Annotated in this window: 13 protein-coding genes; 8 read left to right on the top strand and 5 right to left on the bottom strand. The window is 61.1% G+C overall.

What is annotated here, in order from left to right:
- Positions 1-22: 22 nt before the first annotated feature.
- The 6 genes from fadA to C9990_RS23420 all read left to right on the top strand — a co-directional run bounded on the left by fadA (position 23) and on the right by C9990_RS23420 (position 5,865).
- Positions 23-1,198: an acetyl-CoA C-acyltransferase FadA gene (fadA, locus tag C9990_RS23440; RefSeq protein ID WP_065902012.1), complete on the top strand. Its 1,176-nt coding sequence runs from the start codon at positions 23-25 to the stop codon at positions 1,196-1,198.
- A 97-nt stretch (positions 1,199-1,295) separates the two neighbouring features.
- Complete coding sequence (locus tag C9990_RS23435; protein WP_106804816.1) at positions 1,296-1,532, top strand: DUF1653 domain-containing protein; 237 nt, start codon at positions 1,296-1,298, stop codon at positions 1,530-1,532.
- Between the two features lie 114 nt (positions 1,533-1,646).
- Positions 1,647-4,268 carry a type I DNA topoisomerase gene (topA, locus tag C9990_RS23430; RefSeq protein WP_065902010.1) on the top strand — a complete coding sequence of 874 codons (2,622 nt, stop codon included), beginning with the start codon at positions 1,647-1,649 and terminating at the stop codon, positions 4,266-4,268.
- Positions 4,269-4,492: 224 nt separating this feature from the next.
- Positions 4,493-4,663 carry a hypothetical protein gene (locus tag C9990_RS32355; RefSeq protein WP_157955097.1) on the top strand — a complete coding sequence of 57 codons (171 nt, stop codon included), beginning with the start codon at positions 4,493-4,495 and terminating at the stop codon, positions 4,661-4,663.
- A 223-nt stretch (positions 4,664-4,886) separates the two neighbouring features.
- Positions 4,887-5,408, top strand: a complete 522-nt coding sequence (locus tag C9990_RS23425) for a DUF6586 family protein (RefSeq protein ID WP_065902008.1) — start codon at positions 4,887-4,889, stop codon at positions 5,406-5,408.
- 223 nt (positions 5,409-5,631) lie between these two features.
- Positions 5,632-5,865: a hypothetical protein gene (locus C9990_RS23420; protein WP_010212068.1), complete on the top strand. Its 234-nt coding sequence runs from the start codon at positions 5,632-5,634 to the stop codon at positions 5,863-5,865.
- Positions 5,866-6,277: 412 nt separating this feature from the next.
- Here the strand turns inward: C9990_RS23420 and sulA are convergent, their stop codons facing one another.
- A complete protein-coding gene (sulA, locus tag C9990_RS23415; protein WP_065902006.1) occupies positions 6,278-6,751 on the bottom strand; it encodes an SOS-induced cell division inhibitor SulA in 474 nt (157 codons plus the stop codon).
- A 10-nt stretch (positions 6,752-6,761) separates the two neighbouring features.
- On the bottom strand, positions 6,762-7,370 hold the full coding sequence (gene lexA / locus C9990_RS23410; protein ID WP_003172575.1) for a transcriptional repressor LexA: 609 nt from the start codon (positions 7,368-7,370) through the stop codon (positions 6,762-6,764).
- Between the two features lie 263 nt (positions 7,371-7,633).
- Here lexA and C9990_RS23405 point away from each other — a divergent pair, with 263 nt between their 5' ends.
- Together C9990_RS23405 and nagZ are read left to right on the top strand one after the other, a co-directional pair.
- Positions 7,634-8,341 (top strand): TetR/AcrR family transcriptional regulator, encoded by a 708-nt coding sequence (locus C9990_RS23405; RefSeq protein ID WP_065902004.1) that lies wholly within the window; start codon positions 7,634-7,636, stop codon positions 8,339-8,341.
- A gap of 156 nt (positions 8,342-8,497) precedes the next feature.
- The gene (nagZ, locus tag C9990_RS23400; protein ID WP_177410376.1) at positions 8,498-9,496 is read left to right on the top strand and encodes a beta-N-acetylhexosaminidase; all 999 of its coding nucleotides are present in this window, start codon (positions 8,498-8,500) and stop codon (positions 9,494-9,496) included.
- Between the two features lie 93 nt (positions 9,497-9,589).
- On the opposite strand, the gene C9990_RS23395 is transcribed toward nagZ, so the two are convergent.
- Genes C9990_RS23395 through mfd form a run of 3 tightly spaced genes read right to left on the bottom strand, consistent with a single transcriptional unit; the run spans position 9,590 to position 16,320 of the window.
- A complete protein-coding gene (locus C9990_RS23395; protein WP_106804814.1) occupies positions 9,590-12,283 on the bottom strand; it encodes a DEAD/DEAH box helicase in 2,694 nt (897 codons plus the stop codon).
- Between the two features lie 9 nt (positions 12,284-12,292).
- Positions 12,293-12,859, bottom strand: coding sequence for a CsiV family protein (locus tag C9990_RS23390; RefSeq protein WP_065901998.1), 567 nt, complete (start codon positions 12,857-12,859; stop codon positions 12,293-12,295).
- Between the two features lie 11 nt (positions 12,860-12,870).
- Positions 12,871-16,320, bottom strand: a complete 3,450-nt coding sequence (mfd, locus tag C9990_RS23385) for a transcription-repair coupling factor (RefSeq protein WP_106804813.1) — start codon at positions 16,318-16,320, stop codon at positions 12,871-12,873.
- Positions 16,321-16,535: the final 215 nt, after the last annotated feature.

Here is a 16,535-nt window from a genome sequence, read left to right as displayed (position 1 = left end):
ATACACTTGAGCGAGAATATTTATGAGCTTGAATCCAAGAGACGTCGTGATTGTCGACTTCGGTCGTACTCCGATGGGCCGCTCCAAGGGCGGCATGCACCGCAACACCCGCGCCGAAGACATGTCGGCGCACCTGATCAGCAAACTGCTGGAGCGTAACGTCAAGGTCGACCCGAACGAAGTCGAGGACGTGATCTGGGGCTGCGTCAACCAGACCCTGGAGCAGGGCTGGAACATCGCGCGCATGGCGTCGTTGATGACCCAGATCCCGCACACGGCCGCTGGCCAGACCGTCAGCCGCCTGTGCGGCTCGTCGATGAGCGCGCTGCACACCGCCGCCCAGGCGATCATGACCGGTAACGGTGATGTGTTCGTGGTCGGTGGCGTGGAGCACATGGGCCACGTCAGCATGATGCACGGCGTCGATCCTAACCCGCACATGTCGCTGTACGCGGCAAAAGCCTCGGGCATGATGGGCCTGACCGCGGAAATGCTCGGCAAGATGCACGGCATTACCCGTGAAGCCCAGGACGCCTTCGGCCTGCGTTCCCACCAGCTCGCCCACAAGGCGACCGTGGAAGGCAAGTTCAAGGATGAGATCATCCCGATGAACGGCTATGACGAGAACGGTTTCCTGAAACTGTTCGACTACGACGAAACCATTCGTCCGGATACCACCCTGGAAAGCCTGGCGGCCCTCAAGCCGGCCTTCAATCCAAAGGGTGGCACCGTGACAGCCGGTACTTCGTCGCAGATCACGGACGGTGCTTCGTGCATGATCGTGATGTCGGCGCAGCGGGCCCAGGACCTGGGTATCCAGCCGATGGCGGTGATTCGTTCGATGGCAGTCGCAGGTGTGGACCCGGCAATCATGGGCTATGGTCCAGTACCGGCCACACAAAAAGCCTTGAAGCGCGCAGGCCTGACCATCTCCGATATCGACTTCTTCGAGCTCAACGAAGCTTTCGCCGCACAGGCCCTGCCAGTGCTGAAAGATCTGAAAGTACTCGACAAGATGAACGAGAAGGTTAACCTGCACGGCGGTGCGATTGCCCTGGGCCACCCATTTGGTTGCTCCGGTGCGCGTATTTCCGGCACTCTGCTTAACGTGATGAAGCAAAATGGCGGCAACCTTGGGGTTGCTACCATGTGCATTGGCCTCGGCCAAGGCATCTCCACCGTCTTCGAACGCCTCTAAGCGTTGGGATGACGGAAGCCGGGGCCCAGTGCCCCGGTTTTTGTTTTTTGGAATTTTTAATATTTTTTTTCAACAAATTTTGTAAGAGGGCCAGAGCATGAAAGTCGAACCAGGGCTCTACCAACATTACAAGGGGCCGCAGTACCGCGTATTCAACGTGGCGCGGCACTCCGAGACCGAAGAGGAAGTGGTGTTTTACCAAGCACTGTATGGCGATTACGGCTTTTGGATACGTCCTTTGAGCATGTTCCTGGAGACCGTCGAAGTTGACGGCGAGCAGGTCCCGCGCTTTGCTTTGGTCCAGGCCGAACCCAGTCTTTTTTCAGGGCAATAACGGCAGGCCGCGCAGAATGCTGCGCTTGACCTCACCTTGTTGCCACTATATATAGCGTTGCCGCGACAGGCGCCAACTGCCTTTCACTTCTCGAATTCAGGAATTTTCCGATCCATGGGCAAATCGCTGGTCATTGTGGAATCCCCGGCTAAGGCCAAGACCATCAACAAGTACTTGGGCAACGAGTACGTGGTGAAGTCGAGTATCGGCCATATCCGAGACCTGCCCACCAGCGGTTCGGCTAGCGCCAGCAAGGAGCCAGCCGCCAAGCGCGGCAAGGCAGCTGCGGGCGAAGGTCCGGTGCTCAGCCCTAAAGAGAAAGCGCGCAAGCAGCTGGTCTCGCGCATGGGTGTGGACCCGGAACATGGCTGGAAGGCCAAGTACGAAATCCTTCCAGGCAAGGAAAAGGTCATCGAAGAGCTGCGCCGGCTCGCCAAGGATGCTGACACCATCTATCTCGCGACGGACTTGGACCGCGAAGGGGAAGCCATTGCCTGGCACCTGCGGGAAGCCATCGGCGGTGACGACAGCCGCTACAAGCGCGTGGTGTTCAACGAAATCACCAAGAAAGCCATCCAGGAAGCCTTCTCCAAGCCGGGCGAGCTGGATATCGACCGCGTCAACGCCCAGCAGGCCCGGCGTTTCCTCGACCGCGTCGTCGGTTACATGGTTTCGCCGCTGCTGTGGGCCAAGATTGCCCGTGGCCTGTCCGCCGGCCGTGTGCAATCGGTCGCGGTAAAGCTGGTGGTGGAGCGTGAGCGCGAGATCCGTGCGTTCAACCCCGAAGAATACTGGGAAGTCCACGCCGACCTGGGGACTGCCAAGGGCGCCAATGTGCGCTTCGAAGTGGCCCGTGAGAAGGGTGAGGCCTTCAAGCCGCTGAACGAAGCCCAGGCCATGGCCGCGCTGGAGAAGCTCAAGGCCTCCAGCTACAGCATCGTCAAGCGCGAAGACAAACCGACCAGCAGCAAGCCGTCGGCGCCGTTCATCACCTCCACCCTGCAACAGGCCGCGAGTAACCGCCTGGGCTTCGGCGTGAAGAAAACCATGATGATGGCCCAGCGTCTGTACGAAGCCGGCTACATCACCTATATGCGTACCGACTCCACCAACCTCTCGGTTGACGCGGTGGCGATGGCGCGTACGTATATTGAAAGCGAATTCGGCAAGAAGTACCTGCCGGAGAAGCCGAACGTCTACAGCAGCAAAGAGGGCGCCCAGGAGGCTCACGAAGCGATTCGTCCTTCCGACGCGAACACCGAGCCGAGCAAGCTGAGCGGCATGGAACGCGATGCCGAGCGTCTCTACGAGCTGATCTGGCGCCAGTTCCTGGCTTGCCAGATGCTGCCGGCGCAATATCTGTCCACCACCGTCAGCGTGGGTGCTGGTGACTTCGAGCTGCGCGCCAAGGGCCGTATCCTCAAGTTTGATGGTTACACCCGCGTCATGCCGCAGATCGCCAAGCCGGGCGACGACGATGTGTTGCCGGACATGGCCCAGGGCGACACGTTGAAGCTGATCAAGCTCGACCCGTCCCAGCACTTCACCAAGCCGCCGGCGCGTTATTCGGAAGCCAGCCTGGTAAAAGAGATGGAAAAACGCGGTATCGGTCGTCCGTCGACCTACGCCGCGATCATTTCCACCATCCAGGACCGTGGCTACGTCGCGCTGCACAACCGTCGTTTCTATTCGGAAAAGATGGGCGATATCGTCACCGAGCGCTTGTCCGAGAGCTTCTCCAACCTGATGGACTACGGCTTCACCGCCGGCATGGAAGAGAACCTCGATGACGTGGCCCAGGGCGAGCGCGACTGGAAAAACGTGCTCGACGAGTTCTACGGTGACTTCAAGAAAAAACTCGAAGTGGCCGAAAGCCCCGAGAACGGCATGCGTGCCAACCAGCCGGTGATGACCGACATCCCGTGCCTGACGTGCGGCCGCCCGATGCAGATTCGTACCGCGTCTACCGGCGTGTTCCTCGGTTGCTCGGGCTACAGCCTGCCGCCGAAAGAGCGCTGCAAGGCTACCGTCAACCTTGTGCCGGGTGATGAAATCGCCGCCGACGACGAGGGTGAATCCGAGTCGCTGGTACTGCGTGGCAAGCATCGCTGCCCGATCTGCAGCACGGCGATGGATGCCTACCTGCTCGACGAGAAGCACAAGTTGCACATCTGCGGTAACAATCCGGATTGCGACGGCTACGAGATCGAGGAAGGCAGCTACCGCATCAAGGGCTACGAAGGCCCAAGCCTGGAGTGCGACAAGTGCGGCAGCGAGATGCAACTCAAGACTGGCCGCTTCGGCAAGTTCTTTGGTTGCACCAATCCGACGTGCAAGAACACCCGCAAACTGCTGAAAAGCGGTGACGCGGCGCCGCCGAAAATGGACCCGGTGAAGATGCCTGAACTCAAGTGCGAGAAGGTCAACGACACCTATATCCTGCGTGACGGCGCTTCGGGGCTGTTCCTGGCCGCCAGCCAGTTCCCGAAAAACCGCGAGACCCGAGCGCCGCTGGTGCTGGAGATCGTGCCGCACAAGGATGAGATCGATCCTAAGTACCACTTCCTGTGTGAAGCGCCGAAGAAGGATCCCGACGGTCGTCCGGCCGTGATCCGCTACAGCCGCAAGACCAAGGAGCAGTACGTGCAGTCCGAAGTGGACGGCAAGCCTACCGGCTGGAAAGCGTTCTACGACGGCGGTAAGTGGAAGGTCGAGGACAAGCGCCAGGGCGCTTGAACGACGTGGCCGAGTAATACGAAGGTCGCCTGAAACAGGCTGAAAGCAAATGCCCCGACTTGTCGGGGCATTTGCTTTTGTGGTTATGCAAAAGGACTTTCCATTCAAGGCACGCAGGCTAGCTGTCAGAGAAATGAGTGACAGGTGACGGAACGTTCCCCATAAAGCTGACCACCTATTAGCCGGGTATTAGCCCGTCAATTATCGATAGAGGGTCAAGTGAAATGGGATTTGAAGTGATGCTGATGCCTGCGATTAAGGGCGCTGAGTTCTTGGTGGAGGGAGCAATAGGCTATGGCGCTAAACAATTCGAGAAGAAAGAAGCCGATGAGAAAGAGCCCGCAAACGTAGCTGGCAACGAAAAAAACGCCGCGCCTCCGCAGGTCACCTTTTAAGGCGAGCGCCATACCATAAGTCGTGTTCGGGGAGTTCGGGCGCACGCCTCTCGCTGTCCTAGTGAGCTTTGGATATGAAGTAGAGTGTGTCGGGTGTGCAACTCGTAGATAGTTGGTGGAGGAGGGGGAGTGCCCGCCCTCTACTCCATGCTTGCAGTGTGGGCGGTTGATCCGTGACACTGTTAAGCCAGCATCACGCTTTTTCGTTGTGGAGACTGCCGTTATGGCCAACGAACTCTATACCCGTACCAACCAGAAAATTTACTTCGCGGGCTTATCCCTGGAAGCCCTCGGCCGCGCCGAGGAAGGGAAGGAGATGAATGCCATCGCGCTGGTCCAGGCGGGGCGTGAGGCGGCGTTGTTCCACCTGTACGGCGCGTTGCTGGGGCTGTGCCATGAAATCGCCGGGTTCTATCGCTTGCCCCAGGCGGGTTCGCCGCGCGCGGAAATGATCATGAACCGCGAAGTGCTGGAGACCATGGCTATTCCTGAGCTGGCCGAGCTGGTGGAAATGGCCCAGAGCCCTGATAGCTGGGTGGCGCGCCTGCTCAAGGCGCATGCGGATATGTTCCAGCCACCGCGAATTCCCCACGTGCCCAAGGGCGACGTAACTCAGCCGTTGATCGTAGCGGTTGCGCTGGAAGAGGAAGAGCCCAAGCCCCTGAGTCGGGAAGAGCTGGAAGGCTGGCGCCAGGAGCTGAAAAAGATGGCCCTGCGCTTTCGTGAAGGCCTCAACGAGTGCTGAGGCGGCGTCACTGATTTACACCAGGACGGGCTTGCTCGCGAAGGCGGAGTGCCAGGCGTTTATAGGGCACTGATACACCGCCTTCGCGAGCAAGCCCGCTGCCACATTTTAACCAAGGCATACCGGCACCATTCATCAAGCCGCAAAGAAACCTGGCCAGATCCTCAGCGATTCCGGGTGGATGACTGATATAATCCCGGCCTTTCGTGGAGAACAGACTTTTATGCCAACGTCCTTTCTGGAAATTGTTGAGTTGCCTGACGGCCGAATCGAGCTGCGCCGGGCTGAGGACGAGGGTTCTCTGGTTATTCTGGATTTTTCCGAGGACGCCAAGGTGTTCCTTCAAGGTCAGCACGTGGAAGTGGCTAAAGCCATGTTGAGCGTGGGCGTGCAGATGGCTGGTCGCCTGGCGGAAGGCGAGCCGGAGAAAGAAGACGGGCCCCGAGTGCTTCACTGAGTTCTGTTGTTAGCAGGCTTGTTGTGGCGGAGGCGGGTGTCTTGAGGGGCGCCAGATCTCTTGAGGTGAGTCAGGTTTGCTTTGGCGAGTAGGCTTGTTGAGGTGAATCGGCTTGCTGGTTAATCGGCGTGTTGTGGTGAGCTGGCTTGTGTGGCGAGCGGGCTTGCCCCGCGTTGGGCTGCGAAGCAGCCCTGGATGGATTCAACGCGATATATCAGGTATTCCACGGTGCTTGGTTTTGGGGCCGCTTCGCAGCCCAACGCGGGGCAAGCCCGCTCTCCACATATAAGCCCGCCCACCACATATAAGCTAAGCCCGGTTGTCACATAAGCCCGCTTGTCATAACAAGCCCGCCACTCATAGAGGTCGGCTCTTAAGATAAGCCCGCTCCTCACCAAGCTGAGTCTTCGTGTTATCCCAATCGAATATTCAAACTCTGCGCGTCGCCTGTGCGCGCTGCGCTGATCAGCTGTTGCTTGGCGGTGGCATTCAATGGGTTCAGCCAGCTCACCACGGTGTGGCTGCGGCCCAGGCGCAAGGCTTCGCAAGTCAGTTGCTGGGCGCTTTGCGTACCGCGTGGCTGCAATAACAGGATGCGCTCGCGGTTGAGGCCCGCGTCCCGCAGCCAGGCCTGGGTCAGGCTGGCGGGCGGGGCGATCAGGGTCAGCCAGCGCGCATCCTGTTCTTCGCTCAATTCGCGAAGGATCGGCGCCAGCAGGCTCAGGCAGCTCCCAGCTGCACCGCGCAACGACAATTCACTGAACGCCTCGGGTTCGGCACTCCAGGGCGCCTCGACCGCTTCCTTGAGGATCGGTGCAAGGGGTTGGGCCATGAAGGCCTCGAACAGCGACAGTTGTGTGTGTTGGGGGGTGTGCACGAGCTGCATGATGCCTCCTTTAGCGGCGAATGACGCCGACACTCAAGCCTTCGATCACCAGGTCCTGATCTTTCAGGTTCACTTCAATCGGGGCGAACTCAGGGTTCTCGGCCAGGAGCCAGACCTTGCTGCCTTCGCGCTTGAAGCGTTTGACGGTGACTTCATCGCCGATACGGGCGACGACGATCTGGCCATTACGGGCTTCGCGGGTGGTGTGGACGGCGAGCAGGTCACCATCGAAAATACCCACGTCCTTCATGCTCATGCCGTGCACCCGCAGCAGGTAATCGGCGCGAGGGTGGAAGAAGGTGGGGTTGATGTTGCAGGATTCCTCGACGTGCTGTTGCGCCAGGATCGGCGCACCGGCAGCGACGCGACCGATGATCGGCAGGGTCGATTCGTCGGCCTTGGCTTCGAAGCCAGGGATGCGAATGCCGCGCGAAGCACCCGGGGTCATCTCGATCGCGCCTTTGCGAGCGAGGGCCTTGAGGTGTTCCTCGGCGGCGTTAGGGGACTTGAACCCCAGTTCCAGCGCAATTTCCGCTCGTGTCGGCGGGTAGCCGTTGTCATCGAGGCAGCGCTTGATAAAAGCCAGAATCTCAGCTTGGCGTGGCGTCAGTTTTAGCATGTTGATCGCTCTGTCTTTTTATACAGTGACTGGGATTATATACAGTGAACTGCGCTTGGCAATCATCCTTTTCGGGCACTCCGCTGGACGGTCATTCGTCACCCGTCCTACAGGGCAGAGATAGCGCTGCCTACAGACCGGTAGGGATGTGATTAAATAGCGACGAAATAGATGACTGCCCGGCCGGAAAGCGAACCCGCAGGCTTGACAAGACACACCCTGAAACGTATGTTTCAAACAAGTGTTTGTCAGGCGGAGTAGCCATGGCCCAGTCGGAAACCGTTGAACGCATTCTCGATGCTGCCGAGCAATTGTTCGCGGAAAAAGGATTTGCTGAAACTTCATTGCGGCTGATCACCAGCAAGGCCGGGGTCAACCTCGCCGCCGTGAACTACCATTTCGGCTCGAAAAAGGCCCTGATCCAGGCCGTGTTCTCGCGCTTCCTGGGGCCGTTCTGTGCCAGCCTCGACCGTGAGCTCGAGCGCCGTCAGGCCAAGGCCGATCACAAGCCAACCCTGGAAGACCTGCTGGAAATCCTGGTCGAGCAGGCGTTGGTGGTGCAGCCGCGCAGCGGCAACGACCTGTCGATCTTCATGCGCCTGCTGGGGCTGGCATTCAGCCAGAGCCAGGGCCACTTGCGGCGTTATCTGGAAGACATGTACGGCAAGGTGTTTCGTCGCTATATGTTGCTGGTCAATGAAGCCGCCCCGCGTATCCCGCCGATCGAACTGTTCTGGCGCGTGCACTTCATGCTCGGTGCGGCGGCGTTCAGCATGTCCGGGATCAAGGCCCTGCGTGCGATTGCCGAGACCGATTTCGGCGTCAACACCTCCATCGAGCAGGTCATGCGCCTGATGGTGCCTTTCCTGGCCGCCGGCATGCGCGCCGAAACCGGTGTGACCGACCCGACGATGGCCGCCGCGCAATTGCGCCCACGCAGCAAATCCGCGCCGACCGTCGCCAAGGTTTGACCGCTTCGGGTGTGCGTGGCCGCTTGCATCCGCTAAGCTAGCCGCCATGCCGAATTCAGCTATTTACTCGCAACCCGTTGAGCTCACCGCGCCAGTCGCGCCGTGTGAGGTCAACGGGTTGTGTGCGTTATTTAAGGAAGGATTATGAGTGTTGCGCTGCAAGGTTCTTTGATGGTCGACGTGGCCGGTACCTGGCTCACGGCCGAGGATCGCCAGTTGTTGCGCCAGCCCGAAGTGGGCGGCCTGATCATTTTTGCGCGCAATATCGAGCATCCACGCCAGGTGCGCGAGCTGAGCGCGGCGATTCGTGCCGTGCGACCGGATCTGCTGTTGGCGGTCGACCAGGAGGGTGGTCGGGTACAACGCCTGCGCCAGGGCTTTGTGCGGCTGCCGGCCATGCGTGCGTTGGCGGATAACCCCAACGCCGAGTACCTGGCCGAGCAATGCGGCTGGATCATGGCCACCGAGGTGCTGGCAGTCGGTCTCGACCTCAGCTTCGCCCCGGTACTGGACCTGGACTACCAGCGCAGCGCCGTGGTCGGCACCCGCGCGTTCGAAGGCGACCCCGAACGCGCCGCGGTACTTGCCGGGGCCTTTATCCGGGGCATGAACAGCGCCGGCATGGCCGCCACCGGTAAGCATTTTCCGGGTCACGGTTGGGCTGAGGCGGATTCCCACGTCGCGATTCCCAATGATGAACGCAGCCTGGAACAGATTCGTGCGAATGACCTGGTGCCTTTCGCACGCCTGAGCCAGCAATTGGCGGCGGTGATGCCCGCGCATGTCATCTACCCACAGGTTGACCCGCAGCCGGCCGGTTTCTCGCGTCGTTGGCTGCAGGACATTCTGCGCGGCGAGCTGCAGTTCGATGGGGTGATTTTCAGCGATGACTTGTCGATGGCCGGGGCGCATGTGGTCGGTGATGCAGCCAGTCGCATCGAAGCGGCGCTGACCGCCGGTTGCGACATGGGCCTGGTGTGCAATGACCGCGCGGCGGCGGAGCTGGCATTGAGTGCGGCGCAGCGCATGAAGGTGACGCCGTCGGCACGGATTGCGCGGATGCGTGGGCAGGCGTTTGCTTCGACGGACTACAAGCAGGATCCACGTTGGTTGGCGGCGCTGACTGCGCTGCGGGATGCTCAGTTGATTGATTGAGACCGCGTCGCGCCCTTCGCCGACAAGCCGGTTCCTACAGGCGAATGCGTTCCAATGGTAGGAGCCGGCTTGCCGGCGATGGTCATCTGACCGTCAACGCTTCTCTTGCTTGTTGGGCAACGGCGCAAACAGCGCCTCGATGTCCTCGTTGCCCAACTGCCAATCCCCGGTCGTACGCCCATCCAGCACGCCCGCCGCCAGATCGGATTTCTCCTTCTGCAGGTGTTGGATTTTCTCCTCTACCGTGCCCCGCGCGATCATCTTGTACACGAACACCGGCTTCTCCTGGCCGATCCGATACGCACGGTCGGTGGCCTGGTTTTCCGTGGCCGGGTTCCACCAAGGGTCATAGTGGATCACAGTGTCGGCTTCGGTCAGGTTCAAGCCCACGCCACCAGCCTTCAGGCTGATCAGAAAAATCTGCAGCTTGCCGCTCTGGAAGTCCTTCACCGGTGTGCGCCGATCACGGGTCTGGCCGGTCAGCAGTGCGTAGGCAACACCGCGCTTTTGCAGTTCGACTTCAATCAGGCTCAGCATTGAGGTGAACTGGGAAAACAGCAGGATCCGCCGGCCCTCGGCAAACAATTCCTCGAGCATCTCCATCAGGCTGTCCAGCTTGCCCGAGCTGCTGCCACGCGCGGGCAGGGTGGCGTCGTTGACCAGGCGCAGGTCGCAGCACACCTGGCGCAACTTGAGCAGTGCTTCAAGAATGATGATCTGGCTGCGTGCCACACCTTTGCGGGTGATCTCGTCACGGACCTTTTTATCCATGGCCAGGCGCATGGTTTCGTACACGTCGCGCTGGGCCTCGTTGAGGTCGACCCAGTGGATGATCTCGGTCTTGGGTGGCAGCTCGGTCGCCACCTGTTCCTTGGTGCGGCGCAGCAGGAACGGCTTGATCCGACCGTTGAGGTGCTGCAATCGCACATCACTGGCGCGTTTTTCGATCGGCACGCGGTAATCGCGATTGAAGCTTTTGACGTCACCCAGCCAGCCCGGCAACAGGAAGTGGAACAACGACCATAGCTCGCCCAGATGGTTTTCCAGCGGGGTGCCGCTCAGGCACAGGCGCTGCCGGGCATTCAGCTCGCGCGCCGCCTGGGCGGCCTTGCTCGTCGGGTTCTTGATGTACTGGGCTTCGTCCAGGATCAAGACGTGCAGGGGCAGGGCGGCGAGTCTCTCGATGTCCTTGGGCAACAGCGCGTAGGTGGTCAATAGCAGGTCATAGTCCTGCAGGTTGGCGAAGTGTTTCTTACGTCCGGCGCCGTACAACGCCAGCACTTTGAGCTGCGGGGTGAAGTGCGCCGCTTCGTCCAGCCAGTTGGGGATCAGGCTGGTGGGCATCACCACCATGCACGGCCGGTCCAGGCGCCCGGCGGCTTTTTCAGTAAGAATATGCGCCAGGGTCTGCAGGGTTTTGCCCAGGCCCATGTCATCCGCAAGAATTCCGCCGACATCCAGCTGGCGCAGTGACTGCATCCAGCTCAAGCCTTCCAGCTGATAAGGCCGCAGCGTGGCGTTCAACCCTGCAGGCGCCACGCTGGTGAAGTCCTTGATGTCGCGCAGGCGCTGGGCAAAGTTGCGGATCTTTTCACCGCCTTGCCACTGCAGCGGCAGGTCATCCAGCGGATTGAGGCGGATCGCATCGGCCTTGGCCAGGCGCAGCGTGGTGGTGCCGGGTTCCTGCAGATAAAACTCGCCGAGGGTGGCCAGGACCGGTTTCAACCGGCCATAGGGCAATGCCACTTGCAGTGGGCCATGGCCGCCATTCGGCAAGCCGGGGATATTCACCAGGATCAGTTCATCATCGCGGCGCCGCGCGAGTTTCTCCGGGTTGAGGATTTCGGTGTGGGAGCGCATCAGGTTGAGCAGGATCGGCAGCAGGCTCAGGCGCTCGCCATTGACGATGATCCCCAGTTCGAGGTCGAACCAATCGCGCTCGGGGCCTTCGTCGACGGTGGCATACCAGTCGTCCACCGGGCTCAGGTCGAAGCCGAAATCCTCATCGATCTGCAGCTCCCAGCCCTCGGCGCGCAGGGTGGGAGAGGCGTTGAGGGTGAAGTTCAGCCAGGCGCTGTCATTGACCATCTCGAACAGTTCGCCGGCGCTTTCCGGCAAGGCCTTGCTCTGGCGCGTGGCGATCTTGAAGCCCAGCAGGCGCAGTTGCTCGCGATAGGGCTGCTCCAGCTCAGGATGGCGCTTGATGCGCAGGCTCTGGGTTTCCTGGCGCACGATGATGTCGGCGTTCTTCTGCCCGCTGACATAGTTGCCCAGGTAATTGAACGACAGCGCCGCGCGGTGCTGGATATAGCGCTGCATTTTGCCGTTGCGCGGTTCAAACGCGCTGAACTCGACACTCGCCAGCCACAGGCGTGGCACCGGCGGCACGTCTTCCATCACCACCTGCGGTACCACCACGCGGTTATCCAGCACGGCCTGCAGCTTCTCGAGCAGCTCGGCATCCTGGGCGGCGGCCGGGTAGGCGAGGGTTTCCTGGACCTTGAGCAGTACTGCCGCGATGTGTTTGCAATTGGTGTGCACCGGGCAGGTACAGCGGCTGTCGACCAGGATCAACGTGCCCTTGGCCGATTCGCGCAACGAGATGGTCTGCCGATACACGTTGCCGCCCGAACCTTCGCAACTGGCAACGATGGTGCTGTCGCCGGACTCGACGATGCGCACGCGGTTCTCCAGCGCATAACGCCGCCCGCGCTCCAGGCTCTGCTCTTTGAAGCGGTTGGCCCACGAAGGGGCCAGGGGTTTGGTCAACGACGACGTCAGGGGCATGGCGCTGGATCAGTCCTGAATGTCGGGCGGCGGCGCGCTGGGGGGCTTGGCGGTCAGCGAGGTGATCTTGATCAGCAGCGCCAGGTGGCCGCCGTCGAGGTAGTTGAGTTGGTTGTTCTTGGTGCGCACGTCGTGCTGGCTCAGGTGTTCGCTGGCAATCACGCTGCCGTTGGCGTCGAATTGATTGATCCAGAAATCCGCGTCTATATCGGTGAAACGCCCCAGTTGCAGGTTCAGCACGCCCTCGATGGGAAACTGGCCGAACTGCTCCTGGCCGTCGCTGATCGCGATCTTCACGGGCTGCTCGCCGAGGTTCTGCTCCCAGGCCTTGTGCGCGAGCACGGTGTAGCTAGAGTCGGCGCTGAGCTTGTCGACGATATTGCCCAGGCGTGGCGGGCTCATCCGCTCACCCAGCCGCGCGGCGCCAGCATCCCAGTTTTCCGGCGCGGGGCGGCTGTTGATCACCGGCTCGGCGTTCTGTCGCACCAGGATCATTTCCACCAGGTACGGGCTGTCGGCAAACGCCGAAGGTGCGAGTACCACCAACAACAGGCTCAGAATGCGGAACAGGCGCATGGGGGCGTCCTTCAAGCAGATTTCGGGATGAGGCGCTCAAACAGCGCCTCCAGGGTATTGAAGCGTTCTTCGGCACGCTCCATCGGCACCATGAACTTGAACAGCGTAGCCCCTTCGAACTTGTAGCGGTTGGGCTGGCCCTGGATCAGCTTGATCAGTACCAGTGGGTCGACCGGCGTCTGCGCTTCGAACTCGATACGCCCGCCCTGCGGCCCGGCGTCAACCTTCTTGATACCCAACTGCTCAGCCTGCAATTTGAGCAGGGTCAGGCGCACCAGGTTCTTGGTCGGTTCGGGCAACAGGCCGAAGCGGTCGATCATCTCTACCTGCAGGTCCTTGAGGCCTTCTTCGTCGGTCGCCGAAGCGATGCGCTTGTACAGGATCAGCCGTGCATGCACATCCGGCAGGTAGTCCTCGGGAATCAGCGCCGGCAAGCGCAGGTTGATTTCCGGGCCGCCGCCCAGGGGTTGGTCGAGGTTCGGTTGTTCGCCTTTGCGGATGGCTTTCACCGCGCGCTCGAGCATCTCCATATAGAGGGTGAAGCCTACGGCCTGGATCTGCCCGCTCTGGCCGTCGCCGAGCAATTCACCGGCGCCACGGATTTCCAGGTCGTTGGTCGCGAGCACAAAGCCGGCGCCGAGGTCCTGGGTGTTGGCGATGGCTTCCAGGCGCTTTTCGGCGTCGCCGGTAATTTGCTGGCGCGGTGGCGTCAGCAAGTAGGCATAGGCCTGGTGGTGACTACGGCCAACCCGGCCGCGCAACTGGTGCAACTGCGCCAGGCCGAACTTGTCGGCACGCTCGATGATGATGGTGTTGGCGCTAGGGACGTCGATGCCGGTCTCGATGATGGTCGAGGCAATCAGCACGTTGAAGCGCTTGTGGTAGAAGTCGCTCATCACCTGTTCGAGTTCGCGTTCGCGCATCTGCCCGTGGCCGATGGCGATACGCGCCTCCGGCACCAGTTCGGCGAGGTCGGCGGCGCATTTCTCGATGGTCTTCACGTCGTTGTGCAGGTAGTACACCTGGCCGCCGCGGAGCAATTCGCGCAGCAGTGCTTCCTTGACCGTGCTTTTGTTCTGCTCCATCACGAAGGTGCGCACCGACAGTCGGCGCGCCGGCGGCGTGGCGATGATCGACAGGTCGCGCATGCCCGACACGGCCATGTTCAGCGTGCGCGGAATCGGCGTGGCGGTGAGGGTGAGGATGTCGACTTCACTGCGCAGGGCCTTCAGCTGTTCTTTCTGGCGCACGCCGAAGCGGTGTTCTTCGTCGATGATCACCAGGCCCAGGTTTTTGATCTTCACATCGTCGGACAGCAGCTTGTGCGTTCCGATCACGATGTCGATCTTGCCTTCGGCGAGGTCGGCGACGGCGGCATTCACTTCCTTGGCGGACTTGAAGCGGCTCATCACCTCCACGGTCACCGGCCAGTCGGCAAAGCGGTCGCGGAAGCTGTTGTAGTGTTGCTGGGCGAGCAGGGTGGTCGGCACCAGGATCGCCACTTGCTTGCCGCCGTGCACCGCGATGAAGGCGGCGCGCATCGCCACTTCGGTCTTGCCGAAGCCGACGTCGCCGCACACCAGGCGGTCCATCGGCTTGGGCGCGAGCATGTCGGCGCGCACCGCTTCGATGGTGGTTTGCTGGTCCGGGGTTTCTTCGAAGGCGAAGCCGGCGCTGAAGGTGGCGTAGTCGGCCTTCGGATCGGCGAAGGCGTAGCCCTCGCGTGCGGCGCGGCGTGCATAGATGTCGAGCAACTCGGCGGCGACATCGCGCACCTGTTCGGCGGCCTTGCGCTTGGCTTTCTGCCAGGTCTCGGAGCCCAGGCGGTGCAACGGCGCCAGCGCGTCGTCGCTGCCGGTGTAGCGCGCGATCAGGTGCAGGTTGGCCACCGGCACGTAGAGCTTGGCGCCCTCGGCGTATTCCAGGGTGAGGAATTCGGCGGCCTGGTTGTCGATCTCCAGGGTTTGCAGGCCCAGGTAGCGGCCGACACCGTGGTCGATGTGCACCACCGGCGCGCCTTCACGCAGCTCGGTGAGGTTCTTGATCACGGCGTCGTTGTTGGCGTCGGCGCGTTTTTCACGGCGCCGACGCTGCATCACGCGCTGGCCGAACAGTGGGCTCTCGGCGATCAGTGCCAGGGCTGGGTCATCCAGCAGCAAGCCTTCATCCAGCGGGGCAATGGTGATCGCCAGTCGGTCTTTGCCGGCGACGAAGTCTGGCCAGCTGTCGACGGTTTTCGGCCGCAGCTTCAAGCGTTCCAGCAGCTCCAGCAGCACTTCGCGGCGCCCGGCGGATTCGGCGGTGAACAGCACGCGGCCGGGGAAATCACCGAGGAAGTTGGACAGCGCCTCCAGCGGTTGCGTGGCTTTGGCCTGGATCGCCAGATCCGGCAGCGTGCCTGCAGGGAAACGCTCGCGGCCACTGCCAGCGTCCACGTCCTGTTGGCTGGCGACCACGCGCGGCCAGTTTTTCAGGCGCGCGAAGCAGTCTTCTACCGGCAGGAACAGTTCGGCAGGCGGTAATAAAGGACGGGAAGGGTCGACGCGGCGCTCTTCATAGCGGTTGCGCACGTCGTTCCAGAAATTCTCGGCGGCCTGCTCGATGCCGGGCAGCGAGAACACTTGAGTGTCCTGAGGCAGGTAATCGAACAGGGTCGAGGTTTCGTCGAAGAACAACGGCAGGTAGTACTCGATACCGGCCGGGGTAATCCCGCTGCTGAGGTCCTGAAAGATCGGGCAGCGGCGGAAGTCGACGTCGAAGCGTTCACGAAAGCGCGCCTTGAAGCGCGTGACCGCATCTTTTTGCAACGGGAATTCACGCGCCGGCAGCAGCTTGATCGACTCGACTTTATCGATGGAACGCTGGTTTTCCGGATCGAAGGTGCGCAGGGTTTCGATTTCGTCATCGAACAGGTCGATGCGATACGGCAACTTGCTGCCCATCGGGAACAGGTCGATCAGCGCGCCCCGCACGGCAAACTCGCCGTGCTCGTACACCGTATCGACGCAGCGGTAGCCGCTGGCTTCCAGGCGCGTGCGCATCTGCTCGACATCGAGCTTCTGGCCGATATCCAGCACCAGGCTGCTGCCCAGCAGGAACTTGGTCGGCGCCAGGCGATGCAGGGCCGTGGTGATCGGCACCACCAGCACGCCGTGGGCCAGTTCCGGCAGGCGGTACAGGCTGGCGATGCGCTGGGAAATGATGTCCTGGTGCGGCGAGAACAGATCGTAGGGCAGGGTTTCCCAGTCGGGAAAATGCAGCACCGGCAAATCGGGGGCGAAGAAGCTCAGCTCCTGCTCGAGTCGCTCGGCACTTTGGCTGTCGGCGGTGAGCAGCAGGGTAAAGCGCTTGGCTGCGCTGGCAGCCTCGGCAATGGCCAGGCTCAGGGCGGCACCGGGCAGGTTGCCCCAGTGCTGTTTACCTGCCGCGGCAGGGAGAAGCGGTAGACGCAGAACGGGCACGGAAGGTTGAGCTCCAAGCGTTGCGACAAAGTCGTTAATTGTAACGGCCCGAGGTGCCGCCTGTCAGTTGCTGACTGAGCCTATTACGGTTTGTAGGAAATGTAGTGGCTAAGACAAACAATGGCGTGTTTTGACTCAATATGTAGTGCCATTTCGCGTGTATGTTTCGGAGGGTTACGGACAAGTCGGCGTTGCCGGCGAATAGGTGGCCTTCT

The organism is Pseudomonas sp. S5D5, assembly GCF_003013355.1.
Classification (GTDB): domain Bacteria; phylum Pseudomonadota; class Gammaproteobacteria; order Pseudomonadales; family Pseudomonadaceae; genus Aquipseudomonas; species Aquipseudomonas aylmerensis.
Note: the sequence above shows the minus strand (reverse complement) of the source record. Positions and strands in the feature narration are given on the sequence as shown.